Source organism: Shimia sp. R9_1, from assembly GCF_017743775.1.
Classification (GTDB): Bacteria; Pseudomonadota; Alphaproteobacteria; order Rhodobacterales; family Rhodobacteraceae; genus Shimia.
Genome location: NZ_JAGHRN010000002.1, coordinates 674,281 through 694,726 on the forward strand (window position 1 = coordinate 674,281; position 20,446 = coordinate 694,726).

General features: G+C 58.7%; 23 protein-coding genes. 7 read left to right on the forward strand and 16 right to left on the reverse strand.

Features of this window, described 5'->3' with window-relative positions; translation table 11 throughout:
- The first annotated feature begins 118 nt into the window (after positions 1–118).
- Positions 119–1,237, forward strand: coding sequence for an alanine dehydrogenase (gene ald / locus J7399_RS09525; protein WP_209085612.1), 1,119 nt, complete (start codon positions 119–121; stop codon positions 1,235–1,237).
- Here the strand turns inward: ald and J7399_RS09530 are convergent.
- A complete protein-coding gene (locus J7399_RS09530; RefSeq protein WP_209085614.1) occupies positions 1,174–2,109 on the reverse strand; it encodes a LysR family transcriptional regulator in 936 nt (311 codons plus the stop codon). The genes ald and J7399_RS09530 overlap by 64 nt on opposite strands.
- A gap of 101 nt (positions 2,110–2,210) precedes the next feature.
- On the opposite strand from J7399_RS09530, the gene J7399_RS09535 reads away from it, so the two are divergent.
- Positions 2,211–2,492 carry a DUF1330 domain-containing protein gene (locus J7399_RS09535; RefSeq protein WP_209085616.1) on the forward strand — a complete coding sequence of 94 codons (282 nt, stop codon included), beginning with the start codon at positions 2,211–2,213 and terminating at the stop codon, positions 2,490–2,492.
- A 105-nt stretch (positions 2,493–2,597) separates the two neighbouring features.
- Here the strand turns inward: J7399_RS09535 and J7399_RS09540 are convergent, their stop codons facing one another.
- Positions 2,598–3,404: a mechanosensitive ion channel domain-containing protein gene (locus tag J7399_RS09540; protein WP_209085618.1), complete on the reverse strand. Its 807-nt coding sequence runs from the start codon at positions 3,402–3,404 to the stop codon at positions 2,598–2,600.
- 174 nt (positions 3,405–3,578) lie between these two features.
- On the opposite strand from J7399_RS09540, the gene J7399_RS09545 reads away from it, so the two are divergent.
- Positions 3,579–4,283 carry a glutathione S-transferase N-terminal domain-containing protein gene (locus tag J7399_RS09545; protein ID WP_209085619.1) on the forward strand — a complete coding sequence of 235 codons (705 nt, stop codon included), beginning with the start codon at positions 3,579–3,581 and terminating at the stop codon, positions 4,281–4,283.
- A gap of 34 nt (positions 4,284–4,317) precedes the next feature.
- Here J7399_RS09545 and J7399_RS09550 read toward each other — a convergent pair whose 3' ends face one another.
- Both J7399_RS09550 and J7399_RS09555 read right to left on the reverse strand, forming a co-directional pair.
- Positions 4,318–4,764, reverse strand: coding sequence for a YtoQ family protein (locus J7399_RS09550; RefSeq protein ID WP_209059091.1), 447 nt, complete (start codon positions 4,762–4,764; stop codon positions 4,318–4,320).
- Positions 4,765–4,856: 92 nt separating this feature from the next.
- Positions 4,857–5,489 carry a class I SAM-dependent methyltransferase gene (locus J7399_RS09555; RefSeq protein WP_209085620.1) on the reverse strand — a complete coding sequence of 211 codons (633 nt, stop codon included), beginning with the start codon at positions 5,487–5,489 and terminating at the stop codon, positions 4,857–4,859.
- Between the two features lie 85 nt (positions 5,490–5,574).
- Between J7399_RS09555 and J7399_RS09560 the strand changes: the two genes are divergently transcribed.
- Entirely contained in the window at positions 5,575–6,465 is an 891-nt protein-coding gene (locus J7399_RS09560; RefSeq protein WP_209085621.1) for a LysR family transcriptional regulator, read from the forward strand.
- On the opposite strand, the gene J7399_RS20945 is transcribed toward J7399_RS09560, so the two are convergent.
- From J7399_RS20945 to pyk, 11 genes are all read right to left on the reverse strand, one after another.
- The gene (locus tag J7399_RS20945) at positions 6,462–6,902 is read right to left on the reverse strand and encodes a GNAT family N-acetyltransferase (RefSeq protein ID WP_209085623.1); all 441 of its coding nucleotides are present in this window, start codon (positions 6,900–6,902) and stop codon (positions 6,462–6,464) included. The genes J7399_RS09560 and J7399_RS20945 overlap by 4 nt on opposite strands.
- The gene (gene pheT, locus J7399_RS09570; RefSeq protein ID WP_209085626.1) at positions 6,895–9,294 is read right to left on the reverse strand and encodes a phenylalanine--tRNA ligase subunit beta; all 2,400 of its coding nucleotides are present in this window, start codon (positions 9,292–9,294) and stop codon (positions 6,895–6,897) included. The genes J7399_RS20945 and pheT overlap by 8 nt, the downstream gene beginning before the upstream one ends.
- 89 nt (positions 9,295–9,383) lie before the next feature.
- Complete coding sequence (locus tag J7399_RS09575) at positions 9,384–10,202, reverse strand: polyhydroxybutyrate depolymerase (RefSeq protein ID WP_209085628.1); 819 nt, start codon at positions 10,200–10,202, stop codon at positions 9,384–9,386.
- A gap of 84 nt (positions 10,203–10,286) precedes the next feature.
- The gene (locus J7399_RS09580; protein ID WP_209085631.1) at positions 10,287–11,063 is read right to left on the reverse strand and encodes a type 1 glutamine amidotransferase; all 777 of its coding nucleotides are present in this window, start codon (positions 11,061–11,063) and stop codon (positions 10,287–10,289) included.
- A gap of 85 nt (positions 11,064–11,148) precedes the next feature.
- On the reverse strand, positions 11,149–12,219 hold the full coding sequence (gene pheS, locus J7399_RS09585; RefSeq protein WP_209059112.1) for a phenylalanine--tRNA ligase subunit alpha: 1,071 nt from the start codon (positions 12,217–12,219) through the stop codon (positions 11,149–11,151).
- A gap of 107 nt (positions 12,220–12,326) precedes the next feature.
- Positions 12,327–13,823, reverse strand: a complete 1,497-nt coding sequence (locus J7399_RS09590; protein ID WP_209085633.1) for an alanine/glycine:cation symporter family protein — start codon at positions 13,821–13,823, stop codon at positions 12,327–12,329.
- Positions 13,824–13,989: 166 nt separating this feature from the next.
- Positions 13,990–15,066 (reverse strand): Hint domain-containing protein, encoded by a 1,077-nt coding sequence (locus tag J7399_RS09595; RefSeq protein WP_209085635.1) that lies wholly within the window; start codon positions 15,064–15,066, stop codon positions 13,990–13,992.
- Between the two features lie 234 nt (positions 15,067–15,300).
- Positions 15,301–15,666, reverse strand: a complete 366-nt coding sequence (gene rplT, locus J7399_RS09600; protein ID WP_132861339.1) for a 50S ribosomal protein L20 — start codon at positions 15,664–15,666, stop codon at positions 15,301–15,303.
- Positions 15,667–15,680: 14 nt separating this feature from the next.
- A complete protein-coding gene (gene rpmI, locus J7399_RS09605) occupies positions 15,681–15,881 on the reverse strand; it encodes a 50S ribosomal protein L35 (RefSeq protein ID WP_058241085.1) in 201 nt (66 codons plus the stop codon).
- Positions 15,882–16,041: 160 nt separating this feature from the next.
- Complete coding sequence (locus J7399_RS09610) at positions 16,042–16,266, reverse strand: hypothetical protein (RefSeq protein WP_209059119.1); 225 nt, start codon at positions 16,264–16,266, stop codon at positions 16,042–16,044.
- A 28-nt stretch (positions 16,267–16,294) separates the two neighbouring features.
- Positions 16,295–17,740 carry a pyruvate kinase gene (gene pyk, locus J7399_RS09615; RefSeq protein ID WP_209085636.1) on the reverse strand — a complete coding sequence of 482 codons (1,446 nt, stop codon included), beginning with the start codon at positions 17,738–17,740 and terminating at the stop codon, positions 16,295–16,297.
- A 166-nt stretch (positions 17,741–17,906) separates the two neighbouring features.
- Between pyk and J7399_RS09620 the strand changes: the two genes are divergently transcribed.
- The 3 genes from J7399_RS09620 to J7399_RS09630 all read left to right on the forward strand — a co-directional run bounded on the left by J7399_RS09620 (position 17,907) and on the right by J7399_RS09630 (position 19,366).
- Positions 17,907–18,650, forward strand: coding sequence for an N-formylglutamate amidohydrolase (locus J7399_RS09620; RefSeq protein WP_209085638.1), 744 nt, complete (start codon positions 17,907–17,909; stop codon positions 18,648–18,650).
- 93 nt (positions 18,651–18,743) lie between these two features.
- Complete coding sequence (locus J7399_RS09625; RefSeq protein WP_209085640.1) at positions 18,744–18,983, forward strand: DUF6868 family protein; 240 nt, start codon at positions 18,744–18,746, stop codon at positions 18,981–18,983.
- 65 nt (positions 18,984–19,048) lie between these two features.
- Positions 19,049–19,366: a DUF1244 domain-containing protein gene (locus J7399_RS09630; RefSeq protein WP_209085642.1), complete on the forward strand. Its 318-nt coding sequence runs from the start codon at positions 19,049–19,051 to the stop codon at positions 19,364–19,366.
- Positions 19,367–19,656: 290 nt separating this feature from the next.
- On the opposite strand, the gene J7399_RS09635 is transcribed toward J7399_RS09630, so the two are convergent.
- Entirely contained in the window at positions 19,657–20,424 is a 768-nt protein-coding gene (locus J7399_RS09635; protein WP_209059142.1) for an FCD domain-containing protein, read from the reverse strand.
- Between the last annotated feature and the right edge of the window lie 22 nt (positions 20,425–20,446).

A 20,446-nucleotide genomic window follows, 5' to 3' on the forward strand; every position in this document is an offset into this window, starting at 1 on the left:
TGTTTGCTCTCTCTATTCGAAGTATCTTGCAAAGGCGAGTTTTCATTCTGCCTAAAAATGAAGCATATTCTTGCGGCCTCACTCTAACCTTCCTTTAGGTAAAGTCAGGAGTGAGACCATGAAAATCGGATGCCCCACCGAAATCAAACCTCAAGAGTTTCGTGTCGGTATGACGCCGGACGCCGCGCGAGAGGCGGTGGCCCACGGCCATGAGGTGATCATTCAGGTGGGTGCCGGGATCGGCGCTGGGTTCACCGATGAGGACTATCGCGCTGCCGGCGCGACGATGATCGAGACCGCAGAAGACATTTTTGCCACCGCCGACATGATCGTAAAAGTGAAAGAGCCCCAAGCCGTTGAACGCAAAATGCTGCGTGAAGGCCAGTTGCTATTCACCTATTTGCACCTCGCGCCGGATCCGGAGCAAACCAAAGATCTCTTGGAGAGCGGCTGTACGGCCATCGCCTATGAAACGGTGACCGATAGTCGTGGAGGCCTGCCGCTCCTGGCGCCCATGTCTGAGGTCGCTGGCCGCCTCGCACCCCAGGTTGGTGCATGGACCTTGCAGAAGGCAAACGGCGGTCGCGGTGTGTTGATGGGCGGTGTCCCGGGCGTGGCCCCAGCCAATGTTGTTGTGATCGGCGGTGGGGTCGTGGGCACCCATGCTGCCAAGATCGCCGCAGGCATGGGCGCAGATGTCACCGTGCTGGACCGCTCTTTGCCTCGGCTGAAGTATCTGGATGATGTCTTTGGTGGCACGTTCAAAAACCAATATTCTACGGCGGGTGCTACAGCCGAGTTGGTCCGTGAAGCCGACATGGTGATTGGCGCGGTGCTGATCCCCGGCGCGGAGGCACCCAAACTTGTGTCGCGTGCCCAGCTTTCGGAAATGAAACCGGGCGCGGCGCTGGTGGATGTGGCAATCGATCAGGGTGGGTGCTTTGAAACCTCACGCGCCACCACTCATGCAGATCCGATCTACGAGGTCGACGGCATCATGCACTACTGCGTGGCCAATATGCCGGGGGCTGTGGCGCGCACCTCAACACAGGCGCTGGGCAATGCCACGCTGCCGTTCCTGCTGAATTTGGCGGACAAAGGCTGGAAACAGGCCTGCGAGGATGATCCACATCTGCTCAACGGCCTCAATGTGCACGCAGGCCAGCTGACCTATTACGCGGTGGGCAAAGCGCTTGGCATTGATGTGATTTCGCCCTCTCTGGCGCTCAAGTCCTGAGGGCAGTCTCCTTCAAACAACGGACGCAGCGTCTTCAGGCGCTGCGTGACAAAACCGGTGAAAGCGCGCACCCGCGGCACCTGTCTGAGATCGGCATGGGTGAGCACCCAGAGCGGGATTTGCGGAAACAGCGGCAGGCCCGGCACACGCGCAAGTGCCGGATCGCTATCTCCCAGAAAGCAGGCCATGCGCGTTGCACCGATCCCAGCGCGGACAGCCCCCACAGCAGCAGCCATATCGTCTACGGTCAGCCGCGTGCGCAGATTTGGCCGCGCGGCTTTGATCGCTTCCGGCGGCCCGGGCCAATGGGCAAAACGGATCCAATCCAGCGGCGCCTCACCGCCTTCGTCCCGCGCCAAAAGCGCGTGGCTCGCATAGACCGCGCCTTTCTGTTCAAATAGCTGAGTGCCAACCAAAGTGTCCGGCGGTGATTTGGCGAACCTTATGGCCACATCCGCATCCCGCTGCGCAAGATTGACGGTTTCATTGGTGGCCACCAGAGACAGCGCGATCTCCGGATGCGCGTCTATGAAGTCCGCAAAAATGGGGGACAGAATGCGTTTGATCAGCAGTTCAGGTGCCGTCACCTTGAGCGGCCCGCGAATGGCCGTGTCCCGCGCTGCGATTGTCCGGTCCAGCCCTCGCTCCAGATCAGACATAGATTCAGCTGCGCGGACGGCCTCCCAACCTGCCTCCGTGGGGACATAGCCGCTTGGCAGGCGCTCAAACAGGCGCGTGCCCAGAGAGGCTTCTGCCGCCGCGATCCGTCGCGCCACCGTGGCGTGGTTGACGCCAAGCGCGCGTGCTGCACCGCTGGTGCCGCCATGGCGGGCGGTTTCCATAACAAATTTCAGATCATCCCAGTTGTGCATAGGGGTGATCATATTTGCACAGAGTGGTTGCATCAATGATCGTTTTTTCACATCCGACCGGCACCTAAGTATGCGGCAAGACATTAGCATCGGAGACCAAAATGACCGCTTACGCCTTTGTAAATCTGACCATCACCAACCCTGAGAGCTTTGAAGCCTACCGTGAGAAAGCGGGCATGGCGCTGAAAAAGCACGGCGCTGCGCCGCTGCACGTCTCCAAAGAAGCCGAAGTGATCGAAGGGGAGGGCGCTGCGCCAACCGTGACGGTCATCCTCACCTTCCCGGATCGGGATGCCGCCAAAGCCTGGATCGAGGATCCCGAATTTGCCGAGGTGCGCGCGCTGCGTCGGGGGGCAGGCGTGTCCAACATCATCCTGATGTAAGACCATGCAGTGGCCGTGGCCGCTTTGCCAACTTGCTCAGCAGTCGCAAAAAAGGCGCCCTCTTTGGGGCGCCTCCTGCAAAAACATGGTGAACTGGCGCCACCCCTAGGCCTCGCGCTTGATCTCCACCGTGTGTGGGTAAGGGATCGAGATGCCACCTTTGTCGAAGGCTTCCTTCACGGCCTGCGTGAGTGCGAACTTCAGCTCCCAATAGTCTTCTGCCTTGCACCAGACGCGCATGGTGATGTCGACAGAGCTGTCGCCCAGATTGGTGACACGCACCCAGCCTTCAGGATCTTTCAAGACACGCGCGTCGGCGTTTGCGGTGTCCAGAATGATCTGCTTGGCTTTCTCTGCATCATCGCCGTAGTCGATGCCAAACACCACATCCACGCGGCGCGTCTCATGAGCGGAAAAGTTGGTGATGATCGAGCCCCAGGCCTGACCGTTGGGGATGATGATCTGTACATTGTCCGGTGTGACCATCTCGGTCACAAACAGGTTCAGATCCACGACCGTACCCGCCGTGCCGCCAACATCCACATATTGCCCAATTTTGTAGGGGCGGAAGAGGATCAGCATGAAGCCCGCAGCAAGATCACTCAGCGTGCCCTGCAGTGCGAGGCCAATCGCCAGTGTCGCGGCGCCCAACATCGCGACCAGAGAGGTCGCCTCGATGCCAAAGATGCCAAGGATGGCAACCAGCACCATAAGAAGGATCACCCAGCGCACGATGCTGGCGGCAAAATTGCCCAGTGTCTGGTCGATTTCCGGTGTTTTGTTCACGCGATTACGTACCATACGGCTCACTGCGCCAGCAACCATCCAACCAATGACCAGAACCACCAGTGCTTTCACAGCTGACACAACCAGCGGTGCGTAGCCCTGTGCACTCTCAACAAGCGTTTCCATTTGATGTCTCCCTGTTCGACAACATTTAAGAGGACTTTAACTGCAGTGGCTGCGTCAGGCGCAAGCCATTCCCCCTTAAATTCTCAGATTTCGCTCCTTTCGCATGCCGCGCGCGCTGGTTTCATGGGAAAATCGGCCTATGTATCCCCTCAAAGCCTTATCAGGAGATCCCCAATGACAACTGTCACCGACCATCCAATCAACAGCCGTTGGGCCGCTGACGACGCCACCGTTCTTCAGCTCTATTCCTTTCCAACGCCCAACGGGGTGAAAGTGTCGATCATGCTGGAAGAGACTGGCCTGCCTTATGAGGCGCATCTGGTCACCCTGAGCGACGCGGATGTGAAAAGCCCGGAGTTTCTGGCGCTGAATCCCAACAACAAGATCCCTGCGATCATTGACCCGAACGCACCGGATGGGGAGGCCGTTACCCTGTTTGAGAGCGGTGCCATCCTGATCTATCTGGCGGAGAAAACCGGCAAACTCATCGGCAATACGCCTGCAGAGAAATATCAGGCGATCCAGTGGGTGATGTTCCAGATGGGCGGCGTTGGCCCGATGTTTGGCCAGTTGGGCTATTTCACCAAATTTGCCGGGGCAGAGATCGAAGATCCACGCCCACGTGAGCGCTTCCGCGTAGAGGCAAAGCGCCTTTTGTCCGTACTTGAAAAGCAGCTTGAAGGGCGTGAGTGGATCACCGGCAGCTATTCCATTGCCGATATCGCCATCGCGCCATGGCTCAATGCGCTGGAATATTACCAGACCAAAGAGCTTGTCGGCTGGGCAGAGTACCCGAATGTGAATGCCTATCTGGAGCGGTTCTTGGCCCGTCCAGCGGTACAGGCAGGCATGAATATTCCGCCACGCCCGGAAGCATAAGAAAAAGGGGGCCCTATGGCCCCCTTTGTTTTGCTTAGGGCAGCGTGCTTGTCAGCACATAGCGCAGGATCTCAACCACCTGCTTTGGCTCCTCAGCCACCGCGAGAGCGGCTGCGTGCACCTCTTTAAGTGCGTGCTGCTGATCCGGCATCGAGAGAACAATGATGGATTTGCCCAATGCGGCTGCATAGCCCGCATCAAAGGCGGCGTTCCATTGGCGGTATTTCTCGCCAAAGCGCACCACCACCACATCAGCGTCTTCGATGCCTTTGCGCGTGCGAATGGCGTTCACCATCGCGCCCTTGTGGTCGTGCCAGTATTTGTTCTCTTCCGCGCCCAGAATGGCCACGCCGCAATCATCGCTTGCCGCGTGATCCGTAACAGGGCTGTTGAACCGCACATCCAGATCTGCGGCCCCTTCGGTGATTTGTTCGCGCCAATCGGTGTGAATTTCGCCGGACAGATAGACGTTCAATGCCATTGGAAAGCTCCCTCAGTGTTTGGCTGTTCATAGCCTGAGAAACCTCTATCTCCAATCCCGCTTTCCGGCGAAGCAGTTTCAGATCAGGCCAATCAAAGCTTGCGCGTCACCAGATACCGGCTTGGTGGATCCACCGGGAAATTTCCACTTTCTATGATGTCAAAGCCGGCTTCGGTGATCATGGTTTCCAACTCCGCGATGGAGAAGAAGCGCACAAAGGGGGCTTTGCCAAAGAACTGCAGCAACGGAATGGCGCGTTTCATGACACGGAACTTCAGAGATTTCATGTTCTCGTTGAGACATGGTGTTTTAGAGATGAACAAGCCGCCGGGTTTGAGCCGTTTGGCAACTGCAGAGATCGAAGTCTCGGTGTCGTCCAAAAGATGTAGCAGGTTATGTGCCATAACCACATCAAACGGTCCTTCAGGGGCATTTTCCGGAGTGGCCTGCGCAAGTCTGATATTGTTCGCACCCGCTTCCGCCACACGTTCACTTGCAACCTCCAGCATCCCGCCTGACACATCACTTGCCACCATCTCGGCAACAGCATCTGCCAGTTTGATTGCGGTAGAGCCGGTGCCGCAGCCCAATTCCAGCGCCACATCGGTGTCTTTCAGGTAAGATCGTGTGCGCCCCAGCGTGTACTCATATGCCTGCATGTCCCCAATCGGCGACTTTGCATATTTCTGTGCGATTCCGTCCCAAAACTTTGCGGTTGCTTGCATGGTCATACTCCTTTCGAGCACAAGGTAGTCATGCGGATATGCAAGATAAATTGCCGAAAATCGCAGTTATGCTATACGAAAATGCATGAATGATCCGCTCGCCGCTTTTGATTGGAACCATATCCGCGCGTTTCTCAAGACCGCGGAGACAGGATCGTTGTCCGCAGCGGCGCGAGACTTGGGAGTGACCCAGCCAACTTTGGGGCGGCAGGTGAGCGCGCTTGAGACAGACCTCGGCGTGATGTTGTTTGAGCGCGTGGGGCGGGGGCTTTCGCTGACTTCAGCTGGAGCGGAACTGCTCGACCACGTGCGTGCGATGGGAGAGGCGGCAGAGCGTGTGGCGCTCGCGGCCTCTGGTCAAAGCCAAACGATTGAGGGGCGCGTGGCCATCACCGCGTCAGATGTCTATTCCGCCCATCTTCTGCCGCCGATCCTGAAAGAGTTGCAGGCCACGGCGCCCAAGCTGGTGATAGATGTCGTGGCTTCAGATGAGTTGCAGGATCTGATGCGGCGCGAGGCGGATATCGCCATTCGTCATGTGCGTCCCAATCAGCCGGACCTGATCGCGCGTTTGGTGCGCGAAGCGGAAGGCTTCTTCTATGCCTCAACGGATTATCTGGACCGGCGCGGTCGTCCGGAAGCCTTGGAGGACCTCAAGGCGCATGATTTTATCGGCTCAGGCGATGTAGGCCGGATGCTGGAATATCTGCATCCTCTGGGATTTCCGATTGCCCACAGCAACTTCCGGATCGGTTCGGAAAGTGGGCTTGTGGCATGGGAGCTTTGCAAACAAGGATTTGGCATCGCCCCCATGGCCGCTGAGGTGGCTGAGGTCACTGAGGGGATCGAAAAGGTCTTGCCCAACATCGCGCCCATTGTCTTCCCGACTTGGCTCACGACCCATCGCGAGTTGCACACCAGCCGCCGGATAAGATTGGTCTTTGACACATTGGCCGAGCATCTGGCGCGCGGCTAGGTCAATTTGCGCAGCATCCTGATGCGCACGTCTTCACGCGCGCAGATCTGCCAACCATAGCGCTCATAAAGCGTGACGTTTTCCGGCATCTCCGCATGGGTGGCCAAGGCGATTTCTGCACAGCCTGCAGCTGTGGCTTGGGCGATGGCAAAGCGAATGAGTTGCCCGCCGATGCCTCGCCCACGTGCTGTGGGCGCGACGGCGACATTCATCAGATGGGCTTGCGGTGGAGTGAGCGTGAGCATCAAAAACCCAAGCAGGTTTTTGTCTTCAAGAACCCAAAATTGGTTTGCAGCGATCGCATCCGGCACGCCGCCGGACACATCCGGCAGCGCGATCCTTGCGTCGCGATAAGGTTGGTAAGCCGCATCAATCAGCCGCGCAATGGCAGGGGCCTCATCGGCCCGTGCCTGTCGCGGCTGAGGTGCATTAGCCACGCAGCGTGCCGCCGGTGGCTTTGCTGACTTTCTCGACGATCTTCGTGGCCACGGCCTCGATATCGGCTTCTTTCAGCGTCTTGTCGGTGGGTTGCAGACGCGCGGTGATCGCGAGGGATTTTTTGCCTTCCCCCAAAGCGCCGCCGATGAATTCGTCAAAGACACGCACGTTTTCAATCAGCGCTTTGTCCGCGCCAGCCGCAGCATTCACCAGCGTCAGCGCTTCGACGTCCGCATCCACCACAAAGGCAAAATCGCGTTCCACCGCCTGAAGATCAGACATGGTTACAGCGCCTTTGGAGGCGGATTTCTTACGTGGCAGCGGGATGTCTGCGATGTGGATCGCGAAGGCCACAACCGGCCCCTTTACGTTCAGCGCATCCAGCACTTTGGGATGAATCTCACCGAAGGCCCCAAGGATCTTCTTCGGACCCAGACCAACCTTCGCGCTGCGGCCCGGATGCCACCAGCCATTAACACCACGATTGTAGGTGAGCTTCGCCGGTGCGCCGAGCGCTTCCATCACCGCTTCCATGTCTGCCTTGGCGTCATAGATATCCACGCCACGGCTTTCGCCATGAATGTCTTTGCCAACGGTGCGGCCCACCAGAATACCGGTCAGCAGGTTTTCTTGCTCGCCCGGCTCACCACCATGGAACACGGCACCACATTCAAACAGCGCCATATCCATGAAACCACGTGCCTGATTGCGCGCGGCCGCCTGCAGCAGACCCGGGAGCAGGGACGGGCGCATGTGGCTCATCTCGCTGGAGATCGGGTTTTCCAGCATGGTTGCATCAGAGCCACCGCCAAACAGCTCCGCCGCTGCTTTGTCGATGAAGCTGTAGGTCACACATTCGTTGTAGCCAAGGCTCGCGGTGGTGCGGCGTGCGATCTGCTCGCGCTTCTGCATTGGCGACAGGATTTGCTCTGGCAGACCAGCGGTGGCACGCGGCATCGGCTTGCCTTCCAGCTTGGTCAGCGAGGCAATCCGCGCCACTTCTTCCACCAGATCAGCGGAGCCGCGCACATCAGGACGCCAGCTTGGCACATGGGCCATGTCGCCCTCGATGGTGAAGCCAAGCGCTTCAAGCGTGGCGCGCTGCGTTTCCGCCGGGATTTCCATACCAACCAGAGACTGCACACGATCTGTGTCGAGCTTATAGGCGCGGGACACATCCGGCACAGTGCCAGCGGTCACGATCTCAGATGGCTCACCGCCGCACAGCTCGATGATCATCTGGGTCGCGTCATCCAGCGCCTGCATATTGTAAGCCGGATCAATGCCGCGCTCGTTGCGATAACGTGCGTCGGTGTTGATCTTCAGGCCACGGCCTGTGTAGGCGATCTGAACGTGATCCCAAACCGCCGCCTCAAGGAAGACATTGGTGGTTTCTTCGGTGCAGCCGGTTGCGAGGCCCCCCATGATGCCGCCGATGGATTCAACGGCGTTGTCATCAGAGATCACCACCATGCCGGGGCCGAAGGTGTATTCTTTCTCATCCAGCCCCATCAGGGTCTCACCACCTTGGGTGCGGTGCACACGCAGGTTGCCTTTGACCTTGTCGGCGTCAAACACGTGCAGCGGGCGGTTGCGGTCAAAGGTGAAGAAGTTGGTGATGTCCACAAGCGCAGAAATCGGGCGCAGGCCGATGGCTTTCAGACGGTCCTGCAACCACTGCGGGGAGGGGCCGTTTTTCACGCCTTTGATCAGACGGCCGCCAAAAACTTCACAGCCATCGGTGGCGGTGTCTTCATCGATGGTGACCGTGATCGGGCTGGCGAAGCTGCCGGTGATCTCTGCGGTTTTGGCAGGTTTCATCTTGCCGAGCCCGCGCGCTGCGAGATCCAGCGCAATGCCGCGCACACCCAGCGCATCGGGGCGGTTTGGCGTGATCGCAATTTCGATCACCGTGTCGACCTTGGATGGATCGTTTTCGGCCAGCCAGTCGATGAATTTGTCACCCACCTCACCGGAAGGCAGCTCAATGATGCCATCATGTTCGTCAGACAGCTCAAGCTCCCGCTCGGAGGCCATCATGCCGTAGCTTTCCACGCCGCGGATCTTGCCCACGCTGATGGTGATGTCGAGGCCGGGAATATACATGCCCGGTTTGCACACCACCACGGTGATGCCTTCGCGTGCGTTGGGCGCGCCACAGATGATTTGCAGCTCGCCTTCATCGGTTTCCACCTTACAAACGCGCAGCTTGTCCGCATCGGGGTGCTTCTCTGCATGCACCACTTTGCCCAGCGTGAAATTCGCCAACCGCTCTGCAGGGTTGAACACATCTTCTACCTCAAGGCCAAGGTCGGTGAGCGCTTCAACAATCTCGTCGACGCTCGCGTCAGTCTCAAGGTGGTCTTTCAGCCAAGAAAGCGTGAATTTCATCTGTCCGGTGTCCTATGGCAAGCCATGTTTGTTGCAGCAGGCAATGACAAAGATTGCCCTCATGTGCAAGCCTTGCTGCAAATGCAGGTCTACGGATAGCTCGGAGCGAGGCCCAAAAGCTCGTCCAGCTGCCGTCCAATCCACCCATGAGGGATAAAATGTCCCCCCGGATGCAGATCCAGTGTCACCGGCCCGTCGGCGCAGTCCCAGGCTGTACGCGAGAGTGTCAAAAAGCTGCGTGCCTGCCAGTCGCCCTGATCCTCACCGGGGGTGGTGCATCCCAACTCGCGCCGCCAAAGCGCAACTGGATAGGTCACATCGCCCCCCGGCCCCATCGGGAAATCCATCACCGTATCCGCCAACCCATGTACATGGCGCACCTCGGCCGGGGCCTCCGGGCAGGTCTCGTCTTGGTCTACACTGCCTGCGATCGCCAAAAGCGCAGTGACGTCATTGCCGCTCTGACAAGCATAGCGCCACGCCATTGCGGAGCCGAATGAATAGCCCGACACATAGATTTTCTCGCGATCTATGGGATAGCGCTGCGCCACATCTTCCAGCACGGCATCGGCAAATGGCACGTCCTCTGTGCTCGCGTGCCAAAAGCTCCAAGTCTTGTTGCGCCCGTTGGGAGTGACCAACAAAACCCCACGCCGCTTGGCAGAGGCCCCAACCCGGTCTGAGCGTTGCGGGTGAACCCCGCTTCGGGACCAGCCATGAAAATGCAGCAGCACCGGCAGCGGGCTTGCGCCATCCCACCCCTCAGGTTCCATCACATGGTAGGACCGCTCCCCCAGCGGGCAGGCCACATCACCGCCACAGGGTTCCACCTCACCTCTCCACGGCCCCATGGCAAAAACAGGAGGGGCAAGAAGTGTCGCGGCAAGGGTGAGGGCAAATCGTTTCATGCCGCTGACCCTACTCAAGGGAGAGGCGCTGTCACGTCACATATTTGTGGGAGCAGGCTTTTGACCAAAGCTAATGGTCTCAGCCTAGGCGCGGGCACCAATATAGGTGAGCCAGTTGGACAGCTCGCGCATCCGCATCTGTGGGGCAAGGTCCTCAGGCCGCGCACCCAAACGCCGTGCTGCATCCGCATCGGCATCGGCTGAAAGCAGATCCGGCACCATCGCGGCGTGATCCTCTTTTAGATGTAAAGCATTGGCAATGCGGCCCACGTCCAGCGCTGTCATTTCCGGGTGATATTGCACGCCCCAGAAATCCACACCGTTTTTCTGATAGGCCATGGCCTGCACCTCGGAATGCCCGTTTGAAGCCAGCACCACCGCGCCCTCGGGCAAGCGGATCACCTCATGGGAATGCACACAGGGGCTGGCAAGCCCACAGTTGCGACCGGCAAACATCGGGTGCGTCTTGCCCGCGTCGGTGAAGGTCACGCCGGAGGCCAAGCCAAATTCAAGCCCATTGGGAGAATCATCTACATGCCCGCCCAGCACCGAGGCCGCCAGTTGCATCCCATTGCAAGATCCCCAGACCGGCAGTCCGGTGGCAAAAGCCTGCTCCATTGCGGCCCGCAGAGGCGCGGCGCGCGTGTCGCTGGTGGTCCAGTCCACACCGGAGCCGGTGAAAACGATGCCATCTACCCCCCCAAACACATCCGCGGTCAAAGGCGCCGCATAGGGGCTCACCACCCGCAGATGCGCATGCGGTGCCAGCGCGAGGAATGCTTTGAGAAAATACGCCGCCGCGGACCGGCTCTGCGCCAGCAGCTCAGGTGTGTTGCTTTCGACAATCAAAATCCGTGTCACGGCGCGTCTCGTTTCGTCAGTCTTGCATGGGGGCAGAAAGGAAAGAGCGCCCGCAGGCGCTCCGAAGTCGTAGTTGTGTCTGCGCTTAGCGGGTCAAACCGCCGTGCAGGGTTGGCTGGTCGAGGCTGGCAAACCCATAGTGACGCAGCCAACGCAGGTCGCTGTCAAAGAAGGCACGCAGATCAGGAATGCCGTATTTCAGCATCGCCAGGCGGTCGATGCCGATGCCAAAGGCAAAGCCTTGGTATTCGTTTGGATCAATGCCGCCCGCTTCGAGCACTTTGGGGTGCACCATGCCGGACCCCAGCACTTCGAGCCAATCGTCGCCTTCGCCGACCTTCACGGTGCCACCTTCCCAGCTGCACTGGATGTCCACTTCGGCGGAAGGTTCCGTGAACGGGAAGTGGGACGCGCGGAAGCGGGTTTTCACCTCAGTGCCAAAGAAGGCCGAGAAGAATTCTTCCAGCACCCATTTCAGGTTCGCCATGGAGATGTCCTTGCCAATCGCAAGGCCTTCGACCTGGTGGAACATCGGTGTGTGGGTCTGGTCATAGTCCGCACGGTACACGCGGCCGGGGCAGATGATGCGGATCGGCGCGCCGGTTTTCTCCATCGAGCGGATCTGCACCGGGCTGGTGTGGGTGCGCAGCACATGCGGCGGGCGCTCGTCCCCTTCGGCACGATGCGTGTAGAACGTGTCCATCTCGGCGCGAGCAGGGTGGTGGCCGGGGATGTTCAACGCATCAAAGTTGTACCAATCGGTTTCGATCTGCGGGCCTTCGGCCACGGCAAACCCCATATCGGCAAAGATCGCGGTGACCTCTTCGGTCACTTGGCTGATTGGGTGGATGGTGCCCACACGGCGGTTGCGCGCAGGCAGGGTCACGTCCAGCCACTCAGTCGCCAGACGTGCATCCAGCGCCGCATCGGCAAGCGCAACCTTCTTGGCCGCGAGGGCAGAGTTGATCTCGTTCTTCAGCGCGTTCAGCGCGGGGCCAGCCACCTGACGCTCTTCCGGGGTCATCTTGCCCAGCTCGCGCATTTTCAGACTGACTTCGCCCTTCTTGCCCACGGCCTGCAGGCGCAGCTCTTCCAGCGCGGCTTCATCCGCAGCTGCGGCAATGGCGTCGATATATTTGATGCGCAGATCGTCCATGGCAGGGCCGTCCCAAGTGAAGAAAATACCGCAGACCTCCTACCACAAGGCCTGTTGATTGCAAGCACGGAGGCACGGGTGCCCCGATAGGCACCCGCCAGAAGGTGTCACTTCCAGATGTCAGCGTCCACGCCACGCGCAATTTTGGCGTGCTCAGAGATGCTGAAGTTTGGCGTTTTGCCGGCTTTGCGCTGTGCCTGATAGTCCCGGGCTACGCGCACCACGATGGGAGACAGCAGCGCCAGAGCGAACAGGTTCAACAATGCCATGATGCCAATCGCCATGTCCGCTGCGTTGAACACCACGGCGACGGACTGGCCTGCGCCCCAGAACACCACCAGCATCACACCCAACCGCAGGAGGTTCAGGCGCGATTTGCTTGTCTGCTTGAGGAACGCCATGCCGCTTTCCGCGTAGCCGTAGCAGGCGATGATGGTGGTGAAGGCGAACAACAGAACCGCAAAGGCGATGAAGTAGATGCCAAATGGCCCAAGGAAGGCGGCGGCGGCCTGTTGGGTCATGGCAATGCCTTCCAGCGCGTTGCCCTCGGCATCCACCATCTTGTGCGCGCCTGAGGTAATGATCATCACTGCGGTCGCGGTACAGACAAGAATGGTGTCGATGAACACGCCAAACGCCTGCACAAAGCCCTGCGAGGCCGGGTGATTTGGCACCGGGGTGGCCGCTGCCGCGATGTTGGGCGCAGATCCCATGCCCGCTTCATTGGAGAAGAGGCCACGTTTCACACCGTTCAAAAGCGCTGCGGTCATACCGCCTGCTGCACCGCCTGCAGCCTCTTCCAGACCAAAGGCGCCGCGCACAATCTGCAGCAATACGCCGGGGATCTCGGCAAAGTTGGTCGCCAGGATGTAGAGCGCCACAATGATATAGGCTCCGGCCATAAACGGCACCAACACTTCCGCCACGCGGGTGATGGAGCGGATGCCGCCAAAGATGACCACACCTGTTGCGATCGCAAGCAGGATGCCGGTGGTGGTTTTGGGGAGATCGAAGGCTTCGTTCATTGCCTGCGCGATGGAGTTGGACTGCACGCCGTTGACCACGAGGCCAAAGGCAAAGACCAGAAAGATCGAGAAGATCAGACCAAGCCAGCGCATGTTGAGTCCGCGCGCCATATAGAACGCGGGGCCGCCGCGATACTGGCCGTCCGGACCGCGGGTTTTGTAGAGCTGCGCGAGCGTTGCCTCAGAGAATGAGGTTGCCATGCCCACCAGCGCCACAACCCACATCCAGAAGATCGCACCGGGTCCGCCAAGGGAGATCGCGACAGCCACACCGGCAAGGTTGCCGGTGCCGATGCGGGAGGCGAGGCTGACGGCGAGCGCCTGAAACGGTGAAATGCCCGCGCCGTCTTGGCCGCGGGAGGCCACGGTCAGGCGGAATTGTTCGCGAAAGTTGGTGAACTGGATAAAGCCGAGGCGCAAGGTGAAGAACAGCCCGCTGCCGATGAGCAGATACATCAGCAGGTACCCCCACAAGATCCCGTTGGCGGTGTTCACAACGTTTTCGATAGAGGTCACGAGAGAGTTGGCAAAAGAGGCGAAGACGCCTCCGGCTTCGGCGGCGTTTGATGTCGGTTCCATAGGCTTCCTGTGTCGTTTGCGCAGCGGGGCTGCGGTGCCGGGCACAAGCGAAGGCGGCCCGACTCAAATTTCGGCGCCTCCTTACGCCTCACAGAAAGAGGGGGAAATGGCTTTTCCCCCATTTTAGGCTGATTTTGCCCTTAAAACGCTGCGTAAACTTCTTTGATCAACCAGAGCGCACCAAAAGCGGCCCTAAACTCGCTTTTGAGGTGGGGTGGCGGTTGCGCCCAAAGACATGCACCTTAGTCGCCAGCTCGGGAAAATGCGCAAACATTTCCGCGCGCCCTGCCTGCGCACATAGCGCTTTGGCCTGCGCATCAGGGTGAAAACACTGGCTCAGCACCCCGTCTCCGCTGACAATCTGGGGCGTTTCAAAAGCGAGATGATAGTAGGTGATCTTGTCGGTCTCTGCTGCGCGCACATCGCAATTGTCGACCAGGGCTTTGGCGGGCACCAAGATCTCTTCCTCGCCATAAAGCAGCTCTGCGCGCCAGCCCGTGAGCAAAACCAGATGATCCGGCGCCACCAGATGCGGCCTAAATGCGCCAAAGGTTTCATGGGCAATCTGAACCGGCGCATATTGTCCCCGCGCGGGCAAAAGGCGCTTTCCGATCCATAAAATTGGCTGAGATCCGTTGTCTCTGGTCCAGATCAGATCCCCTTCTTTCAGGGTTTCAATCAGCTGATAGCCCACCTCGGTGCGAATGCGAGTGCCTTCCGTGAAACAGGCGAGCCCACCGGTGGTGCGTATTTTGGCGATTGGGGTTGTGGCCTGCGCTGTGGTGGCGGGGACGGTTGGTTGTTCAGACATTAAAGGGGCGGGGCTGGCCCAGGATGTGCTTGCCGCGGAGCTGCATGACATTGCGCCTGCGGCCGCGCCGTCCACGGCCACCACCGGAGCAGAGTTCGCGCGTGTGTCAAAGAAACAGAGCACGCGACCGGTCGCAAGATCCGTCAGGGCCACGGCCGTGATGCGCGTTTCCCGCGTGCCTTGGGCAAACAGAACCGGAAAGCGGGACGCAGAAATCACAAAGGTCTGCGTGTTTTTCTCTGAATGAATGAACGTCAGAACGCCAGCTTCGGTGAGCGTGATCTCGGTGCCGATATGCCCGTCGATCTGATAACAGGAGATAATGAAACCTGTGGCGTCTTCGTTTGGGTCCAGCGTGACCTCAATAAAATCCTCAACCCCGGTCGGATGGGTAAAGTCATTGGAAAAATGCAGCTCGCTGATACGCGCCATTAAAACCTCCAGATACTAGCACTCATGCGGCAACACACGCCGCTGGCGACATCTTGGGGCTGAAATGGTGAATAAATCGTAATCTGTTTTTCTTTTGTTCTCTTATGTTCTGCTTGCTAGCCTGATCTGTTCCGGTTTTGGCCGTATTTTCAATGTGTCAGTTGGGGGAGCGGCCACAATAAAAAAGGCCCGGAGCTTGCGCTCCGAGCCTCTTAATCTTGGTGTTGCCTAGGCTCACGCAGCCAGAGCAGCTTTCGCTTGATCCACGATCGCAGTGAACGCTTCGGGCTCATGCACGGCCAGGTCGGCCAGAACTTTACGGTCTACTTCGATGCCAGCCAGGTTCAGGCCGTTGATGAAGCGGGAGTAGGTCAGCGCTTCGTCGTGTGCGCGGACAGCGGCGTTGATACGCTGGATCCAGAGCGCACGGAAATTACGCTTCCGGTTCTTACGGTCACGAGTTGCGTACTGGTTCGCCTTGTCAACTGCCTGACGTGCCACCTTGAAGGTGTTCTTACGACGGCCGTAGTAGCCTTTTGCGGCCTTGACGACTTTCTTGTGACGGGCGTGGGTTACGGTGCCACCTTTAACGCGGGACATATATCAATCTCCTCTTAGCGGTCGTAGGGCATGAAGCCCTTGACGATCTTCGCGTCCGGTGCGGACAGCGTTGTGGTGCCGCGTGCATCACGCAGGAATTTGTTGGTGCGTTTGATCATGCCATGGCGCTTACCGGCTTGGCCGGCTTTCACTTTGCCAGAGGCAGTGACCTTAAAGCGCTTTTTGGCGCTCGACTTGGTCTTCATCTTAGGCATTTCCGTCTCCTTTGTATTCGGTCGGTGACAAACGCGACTCGGCATGCCATCCAGCCGGTCGCGCGAATAGAGGCGCCGTATAGAGCGCCCATTGCTGTGGCGCAAGGGGTAATTCGCCGTTTTCCTGCTGTTTGTCCCAATGGCAGCAGCCTGTGGTGCCTCAGTGCAGGATGTCGGCAATCACGCGTACCACAACATTGGGCAGCTCCCCAAAGCTGTAGCGCGCCGGGTTAAGAAGCACGGCCAGCGTGATCACCGCCGCAGACAGCACAAACGCGGCCATCGGCGCGCGTGGAAAGCGGTCGTCCGCATAGGCGGAAATCATGGCCGGGATGGAAAACACCCCAACCAAAAGCCCGATGGTGATCAGATAGTCCGTGGTCATGCTGTGGTCCGGTTGTTACCGGCCGACGCTACTCCGACTCGACGTTGAAAATCAAACGCTCGTCACAGGGCGACACGCGCAGAATGTTCGTTGTGCCTGGCACATTGAACGGCAGACCTGCGGTCACAACGATCTGATCGCTCTCCTGCGCATAGCCAAGATCACGCGCGGCGCGGGCCGAGGCCACAACCGCCATTTTAAAGCGGCTGACGTTGGAGGTGATCACACAGTTGGTTCCCCAGCTCAGGGCCAGACGCCGCGCGGTGCCGCGCAGGCTGGTCATGGCGATGATCGGCACGCGCGGACGTTCCCGCGCAATCAACAGCGCCGTGGTGCCCGATTGGCTGAAGCAGCAGATCGCGGCGACCTGCGTGGTTTCCGCAATCTCACGGGCCGCAGCCACGATTGCATCCGCCACGCCGGAACGCGGCTGCGTCCGGCTGGCTTCGATGATTTCGCGGTAAGTCGGGTCGTTTTCCACTTCTACAGCCACGTTGTTCATCGTGGTGACCGCTTCAATCGGATAGCTGCCTGCCGCCGATTCGGCGGACAGCATGATTGCGTCAGAGCCTTCATAGATCGCGGTGGCCACATCCGAGATTTCCGCGCGGGTCGGCATCGGGCTGTCGATCATGCTTTCCAGCATCTGGGTTGCCACAATCACCGGCTTGGCCACATGGCGGCACTTCCGCACCAGACGTTTCTGGATCGGAGGCACGGCGCTGACCGGCAGTTCCACACCCAGGTCGCCACGCGCCACCATGATCCCGTCAGAGACCGCAAGAATATCGTCAAAGGCCTCCACGGCGGCAGGCTTTTCAATCTTGGACAGGATCGCCGCACGCCCCTGCGCCAGCTCGCGCGCCTCGGTCACATCTTCCGGGCGCTGCACAAAGGACAGCGCCAACCAGTCCACGCCAAGACCGCAGACAAATTCCAGATCGTCCCGGTCCTTGTCTGACAGAGCGGCCAGTGGCAGCACCACGTCAGGCACGTTCACGCCCTTACGGTTGGAGATCGTGCCACCCGTGGTTACGACGCAATTGGCAAAATCATCACCGCAGTCTTCGACCTTTAGGCGGATCTTGCCATCATTCACCAGAAGGTTCGCACCGGGCTTGAGCGCGGCGAAAATTTCCGGGTGCGGCAGGCAGACGCGATTGATGTCGCCTTCTGCAGCGTCCAGATCGAGGCGGAACTTGGCGCCTTCTTCGAGATCTTCCGCGCCATTGGCAAAAACGCCCACACGAAGCTTCGGACCCTGAAGGTCGGCCAGAATGGCAATCGGGCTTTGCAGGTCTTTTTCCACCTGCCGGATGATGCGGTGCTTTTCGCGGATTTCTTCGTGACTGCCGTGGCTCATGTTGAGCCGGAAGACATCAGCACCCGCTTCGTGCAGGGCGCGGATCATGTCATAGGTTTCAGAGGAAGGGCCCAGAGTGGCCACGATTTTCACGTTTCTCAGTCGTCGCATGATCGGTCTTTCTTTGGCTTTGCCTGTCGGGCGCGCGGTCATTCCGTTTCGGGATGTCTTGCGGTTTGCGCTACATGTTAACGCTAACAAATGCAAGTTTTACCTCTATGGAATTCCTTTTTAGGTCGAACTCTCTTAACTCAGAGCAAATAGCAATGACAGGCCCATGACATACACTCCTTTTTCTATCTATGGCGCGGATCGCCCCGCGCGTTGGCTCATCACCTGTGACCACGCATCCAACCATGTGCCCAACGACATTGCGGGCGGCGACCTTGGTTTGCCCGCCGAAGATATGGCGCGCCACATCGCCTATGATGTGGGAGCTCGCGGCACGTCTCTGCGATTGGGGGAGCTGCTTGATGCGCCGGTGATCTGCACCAATTTCTCACGTCTCTGTATCGATCCCAACCGGGGTATGGATGATCCAACCCTTGTGATGCGGCTGTGTGATGGCTCAGTCATTGAGGGCAACCGCCATGTGGATGATGCGGAGATCGCCCGCCGGGTTGAGGCGCATTACAAGCCCTACCACGAAGCACTGGAGGCGCTTGCCGCTGCACGGACGGCCCCTGTGATCATCGCCATGCACAGCTTTACGCCCCAATATAAAGGCCGCGCACCGCGCCCATGGGAAATCGCTGTGTTGCATGCCAAACCCGAAGACCGCTTTGGCCACGCCCTTCTGTCGCGCCTTTCCAAAGAGCATGATCTGACCGTTGGCGACAACGAGCCTTATGACGGCGATTTGCCCGGTGACAGCATCGATCAGCACGCGCTGCAATCTGGCCGCCTGAACGCGCTGATCGAGCTGCGCAACGACGAGATCGAAACAGCTGACCAGCAAAACCACTGGGCGGAGCGGCTGGCTGTGATCCTGCAGGAAACCCTTGAGGAAAGTGGCCTTTAACGCCTTACACTAAGTGTCGCCTCCCTTGTTCACGACCGTTGCCATCACCATATTTGGGGTAAGGAAACGCTGCTGCCACAAAGGAGGCTCACAATGTCACATGCAATGCTCACAAGCTTCTTCGGCTGGATGACTGTGCTTCACGTCGCGCTCCTGTTGGCCGCATCCATTGGCATCTATGGGATGCGGGGGCGGGTGACGGCCATGCATGCGCGGCTCACAGGCGTGCCCCAAGACAGCCTGGCGCCGCTCTACTTTCAGTGGCTTGGCGCCTACAAACTGCTGATTTTTGTCTTCGCATTGGTGCCGTGGATTGCCCTACGGCTCCTCTGACCGGCTTGCTGCGCCTCTCTGCGCTTGCTAGGCCTTAAAAAACACCCTGCTCTGAGGAGAGTGACATGGACGAGCAAACCCAAATCGAACTGGAAGCCGCAGCATTCCGCACGTTGCGCGCGCATCTCATGGAAAAGCGCACCGATGTGCAGAACATCGACATGATGAACCTTGCCGGATTCTGCCGCAACTGCCTGTCGCGCTGGTATCAGGAAGCCGCCAATGAGCGTGGTATCGAAATGGGTAAGGAAGAGGCGCGTGAACTGTTCTACGGCATGACCATGGCAAAGTGGAAAGCCAACTACCAAACAGACGCCAGCCCGGAAAAGCAGAAGGACTTTGAAAAAGCCTTCGCAGAGAATGTCGGCAGCGAAGGTAAGTAAGCGCCTTTGAGCGGGCCGAGCGTGCGGTAAATCTACATCACGCTTGGCCAACTATCTGAGCACTAGGCGATTTTGCCTGCTTTGGCCACATTGTTGCCCTCTTCCATCCACACCGTGCAGTGGGGCGTGGAGGAATGAAGCGATGGTTACACTGCTGACGCTAAGCGCATGTATGGGCCTTGGCCTGATGGCGCGGGACTTTGCCCCCAACGAAAACAGCGACACCCGCTAGATGAATTGCCGTCAAAACGAGAGACCGTAACCTCGGCCAAACCTCATCTCAATGAGGCCTATCGGCTGAGCTCATGCTCATAGCGTTGCTTGGCAATCTCTTCGTTTTGTGTGGATTTCTTGTGGTTGGACAAGGCGTTTTCCACATAATCCAGATGCGCAATCACCGCGTTGCGCGCGCCTTTGGCATCACGTGCCTGCAGCGCTTTGTTGATGGCCCGGTGCTGCTCCAGCAACTCGCCGCGTGTGGTGCGCTGCTTGAACATGATCATGCGGTTGTAAAACACACCTTCACGCAGCAGCTGATACATCGAACGCATCATATGCAGCATGATCACATTGTGGCTCGCCTCAATGATCGCCAGGTGAAAATCCGCATCCAGCTGCGCTTCATCCGTGGGATTACGCTTGGGGTGAGCGGCCTCCATTTTGTCAAACACCGCCTGAATGACCTGCAGGTCCGTGTCAGATGCCAGCATCGCAGCGCGTTCTGCGGCCAACCCCTCCATGTCACGGCGGAAAGCGATGTAGTCAAACACAGCTTCATCATGGGCCGAAAACAATTGCACCAAAGCTTGCGAAAACGCGCTGCCCAGAACATCGGCGACAAAAATGCCCGCCCCGGCCTTGGACGTCAGCAACCCTTTGTCCTGCAGCATTGCAATCGCTTCACGCAGGCTCGGGCGCGAAACACCCAGCCGATCGCTCAGTTCCCGCTCCGCCGGAAGCCGCTCTCCGGGGCGCAAAATCCCCCGCAGGATCAGCAATTCGATCTGTCGCACAACGGAGGTGGAGAGTTTTTCTGGCTGAACCTTTTGAAACGGCATGACTTTCCTTCTGGCCCAAAAT

Coding starts and splice junctions, on each gene's coding strand:
- J7399_RS09530 (WP_209085614.1), bottom strand. CDS start 2,109: ATGCACAACTGGGATGATCTGAAATTTGTTATGGAAACCGCCCGCCAT.
- ald (WP_209085612.1), top strand. CDS start 119: ATGAAAATCGGATGCCCCACCGAAATCAAACCTCAAGAGTTTCGTGTC.
- J7399_RS09630 (WP_209085642.1), top strand. CDS start 19,049: ATGGACGAGCAAACCCAAATCGAACTGGAAGCCGCAGCATTCCGCACG.
- J7399_RS09555 (WP_209085620.1), bottom strand. CDS start 5,489: ATGCAAGCAACCGCAAAGTTTTGGGACGGAATCGCACAGAAATATGCA.
- J7399_RS09545 (WP_209085619.1), top strand. CDS start 3,579: ATGACAACTGTCACCGACCATCCAATCAACAGCCGTTGGGCCGCTGAC.
- J7399_RS09590 (WP_209085633.1), bottom strand. CDS start 13,823: ATGGAACCGACATCAAACGCCGCCGAAGCCGGAGGCGTCTTCGCCTCT.
- J7399_RS09540 (WP_209085618.1), bottom strand. CDS start 3,404: ATGGAAACGCTTGTTGAGAGTGCACAGGGCTACGCACCGCTGGTTGTG.
- J7399_RS09610 (WP_209059119.1), bottom strand. CDS start 16,266: ATGACCACGGACTATCTGATCACCATCGGGCTTTTGGTTGGGGTGTTT.
- rplT (WP_132861339.1), bottom strand. CDS start 15,666: ATGTCCCGCGTTAAAGGTGGCACCGTAACCCACGCCCGTCACAAGAAA.
- J7399_RS09535 (WP_209085616.1), top strand. CDS start 2,211: ATGACCGCTTACGCCTTTGTAAATCTGACCATCACCAACCCTGAGAGC.
- rpmI (WP_058241085.1), bottom strand. CDS start 15,881: ATGCCTAAGATGAAGACCAAGTCGAGCGCCAAAAAGCGCTTTAAGGTC.
- J7399_RS09550 (WP_209059091.1), bottom strand. CDS start 4,764: ATGGCATTGAACGTCTATCTGTCCGGCGAAATTCACACCGATTGGCGC.
- pheT (WP_209085626.1), bottom strand. CDS start 9,294: ATGAAATTCACGCTTTCTTGGCTGAAAGACCACCTTGAGACTGACGCG.
- J7399_RS09575 (WP_209085628.1), bottom strand. CDS start 10,202: ATGAAACGATTTGCCCTCACCCTTGCCGCGACACTTCTTGCCCCTCCT.
- pheS (WP_209059112.1), bottom strand. CDS start 12,219: ATGGACGATCTGCGCATCAAATATATCGACGCCATTGCCGCAGCTGCG.
- J7399_RS09595 (WP_209085635.1), bottom strand. CDS start 15,066: ATGGCGCGTATCAGCGAGCTGCATTTTTCCAATGACTTTACCCATCCG.
- J7399_RS09560 (WP_209085621.1), top strand. CDS start 5,575: ATGAATGATCCGCTCGCCGCTTTTGATTGGAACCATATCCGCGCGTTT.
- J7399_RS09620 (WP_209085638.1), top strand. CDS start 17,907: ATGACATACACTCCTTTTTCTATCTATGGCGCGGATCGCCCCGCGCGT.
- J7399_RS09635 (WP_209059142.1), bottom strand. CDS start 20,424: ATGCCGTTTCAAAAGGTTCAGCCAGAAAAACTCTCCACCTCCGTTGTG.
- pyk (WP_209085636.1), bottom strand. CDS start 17,740: ATGCGACGACTGAGAAACGTGAAAATCGTGGCCACTCTGGGCCCTTCC.
- J7399_RS09625 (WP_209085640.1), top strand. CDS start 18,744: ATGTCACATGCAATGCTCACAAGCTTCTTCGGCTGGATGACTGTGCTT.